This window comes from Pseudomonadota bacterium (assembly GCA_034660915.1).
Taxonomy (GTDB): domain Bacteria; phylum Desulfobacterota; class Anaeroferrophillalia; order Anaeroferrophillales; family Anaeroferrophillaceae; genus DQWO01.
Genome location: JAYEKE010000121.1, coordinates 1 through 3,059 on the forward strand (window position 1 = coordinate 1; position 3,059 = coordinate 3,059).

The 3,059-nt window shown below is 52.6% G+C and carries 3 protein-coding genes; all 3 read right to left on the bottom strand.

Translation table 11 applies throughout. From position 1 onward, the window contains the following. Nucleotides 1-287, bottom strand: a 287-nt coding sequence (locus U9P07_07345) for a PilZ domain-containing protein (GenBank protein ID MEA2109217.1), incomplete at its 3' end; no start/stop codon positions are given. 234 nt (nucleotides 288-521) lie between these two features. After that, complete coding sequence (locus U9P07_07350; GenBank protein MEA2109218.1) at nucleotides 522-1,172, bottom strand: response regulator transcription factor; 651 nt, start codon at nucleotides 1,170-1,172, stop codon at nucleotides 522-524. Nucleotides 1,173-1,180: 8 nt separating this feature from the next. Continuing rightward, nucleotides 1,181-2,827 (bottom strand): nucleotide sugar dehydrogenase, encoded by a 1,647-nt coding sequence (locus U9P07_07355; GenBank protein ID MEA2109219.1) that lies wholly within the window; start codon nucleotides 2,825-2,827, stop codon nucleotides 1,181-1,183. Between the last annotated feature and the right edge of the window lie 232 nt (nucleotides 2,828-3,059).

Here is a 3,059-nt window from a genome sequence, read left to right on the forward strand (position 1 = left end):
AAACGGTAATCATCGTCAAAACTCACCGCCATGCCAGCCGGCGTACACCGCACCACGGTACCCTTGAGCTGAACTCGACCGCCGGGACGATTCCGACCGGGAAGCTGCAACTCGAAGCTCAGCTCACAGCCCTGGGCCAGGGGCCGCGTGGTATCAAAAAAAGCGCCGGCCGCGGAAATATCCCGGGTTACCAGCAACTTATCAGAACATTCACAGCCGTTTGGAACCGCGGTAAGAAGCACTGGGATATCAAGATCAAAACGTTGGAGATGACGACGATCAGCCATAATGATAAATCTCCTTCTACCCTAACCTGGATAAACCGGAACCAAATATGATTTCAGCCGCAGACCCACATGGTCAAGGACGGACCACGAACAAAAAATCATTGCAAGTCTGTGTTTGTCTGTGTGGGTCCGTGGCTAATAAAGTTTTAACTATTTTGCGCGAAACTTCATCAGAATATGGTCTTGAAGATAGCTTAGAAAGGGAAGGATGTCAATCAGTCGAAAGTATGATTTTTATAAATTTTTTACCGCCCAGAGTGCCGCCTGCAGCCGGTTGGGAACTTCGATCTTCTTATATATCCGGTAGAGATGGCTTTTGACCGTATGACCGCTGATAAAGAGGCGCTCGGCAATATTTTCGTTGCTTTCACCGTCAGCAATCAGTTGCAGAACCTCCTGTTCCCTGCTGCTCAGCAGATTTCTCAAGGACGTACCGGGGCTACTACTGCTTGTTTGCCGAAATTCCTGCAGACAGGAGCTCATGGCCCAGCGGGAAATCCACATCTGCCCATCGGCAATCGCCTCCACTCCCTGGACCAGTTGTTCCAGGGGACAGTGTTCATGGAATACCCCCCAGATACCGCAAGTCAGCGCGTCCCGCTGAACATCCAGACCAACCGCGACATTAAAAAAAACCAGGCGGCAATGAGGATTGTCCTGAGAAGTGTAGCTTTCCATCCGGCTGAGAAGTTCCTCATGGGAAAGACCGGAACAATCCCACAGAACAATCAGCGGCTCCTGATGATCGTTTGCGGGCGGCAGGTGATGCTCGCTGTCACCCACCCGACAAACAAGGGAAGTTTTACTTGCCAGCAGCTCCACCATCAGCTCATTCTGCAGCTGCTGAGGCCCATAAACATAAACAAAAAGAGGGACACTCCCCATTTTTCAAATCACCCCCGCACCTCATCTTTGATTCGCTTCACGTGACCGCGACCCAGGCCTTTGACCTCACAACCCAGCTCGAAGTAGCGCTTGATCTGCTGATCGTCAAGCATGGTGAAGCAGTCAATCACCACCACCGGCCGGCCGGCCATTTCAACCACCGCATCCGGTGTCAACTGCAGATAATCCTGATGGCGGACGGCAAAGACCACCGCGTCCACCCCCTTGAGCGCCGCTGCCAGTTCTTTTTCCACCTGCAGATCTTCCAGCCGGTCCTGGTTGCGGAAAAAACGGCTCATGGAGAGTCCCGGAGCCGGGTAGGTTTCCTGTTTTTCCAACTCCCACCAGTGTTTGACATAAGGATCGTGCACCGAAACATCGGCGCCCATTTCCGTCAACTTGCGCACCAGAATTTCCGAACCGCTGTAACGGGTATCACCTACATCTTCCCGGTAGGAAACCCCGAGGACGATAATTTTAGAAGCGGCGACGATTCTGCCCATGTTGCGCAGGGCGTCGCGGGTCAGCTGGGCGGCTCGCAGGCCCCGGGTATCGTTGATATTGATGGCTTCCGGGGTAATTTTAAAAATATCATCTTCGAAACCCATCAGGGTATGGTAGGACCAGACCCCGAGGCCGCCGTCCTTGGGCAGGCAGTAGCCGCCAATTCCCGGGCCCGGAAAAATCATGTTGGAATGGGTGGGACGCACCTTGATCGCCTCAATGACTTTCGCCAGATCAACCCCGTTACGCTCGGCAAAAGTGCTCCATTCATGGAGGAAAGCAAGGATCGTTGCCCGGTAGGAATTTTCCACAATCTTGCAGGTTTCGCTTTCCACCGGCCGATCAAGGACGGTGAGCGGATATTCTTCCACATTGAGGACTTCCGAGAGAAACTTTTCCACTTTCCGGCGGGCAATATCATTGATGCCGCTGCAGACCCGCCAGAAGTCGCGGATCGAAGCCACATAATTGCGCCCGGGCATCACCCGCTCATAAGAATGGGACAATAACGGTTCTTCCTCCAGGCCCCGAGCGGCAAAAGCCCGCTTGATAATCGGATAGGCAACGTATTCGGTGGTTCCCGGGGGCACCGTGGTTTCAATGAGCACCAGGCACTCAGGATTTATCTTTTCGCCGATAATTTTGAGACTGGCTTCCAGGGCGGCAATATCAGCCCGGCCCTGACGCACATCCCCGAGACATTCTTTCAGGTAATCACACTGGACATCCACCACCACCACGTCGGCCAGGGTCAGGGCATCGTAGGTAAAGGTGGCGGTCAGGGTCTTTTTTTCGCGGACGCAGCGTTTAATCAGCGGCGCCACTTCCGGATCCTCGGCTTCCACCGGCGCCACCCCCTGGTTCAAATAGGAAATTTTCCAGAAAGAGCGGGTGGACGGCCGCTGCATGCCGATGACAAATTTCTTGGGCTCGCCGGTTTTTTTGTCAACCGAATCCGCCACCACACCGGCCATCACCGCGCCGACAAAACCAACTCCCATAACCACGACGATTTCATCACCCTGCCGGCGGTGTTCATCCACCAAGGCCTGTAAACGATGAAACTCGGCTGCATATTCATCATCCTTCGGCAGGGGAAATGCCTCGCCGGCGGGACAGATGGAAACTTGCGGTTCATTATGATCGGTCATGTACTATCTCCTAGCTGTAAATTTTTATATACCTTTAGCCTTTAGCCTTTAGCCTTTAGCCTTTAGCCTTTAGCCTTTAGCCTTTAGCCTTTAGCCTTTAGCCTTTAGCCTTTAGCCTTTAGCCTTTAGCCTTTAGCCTTTAAAAATCAACATGTTACGTCACATAAAAGCAACATCCGCACTTTTTTTACTTTTGATAATATTCCCGGTACCAGGCAATAAAACGTTCCAC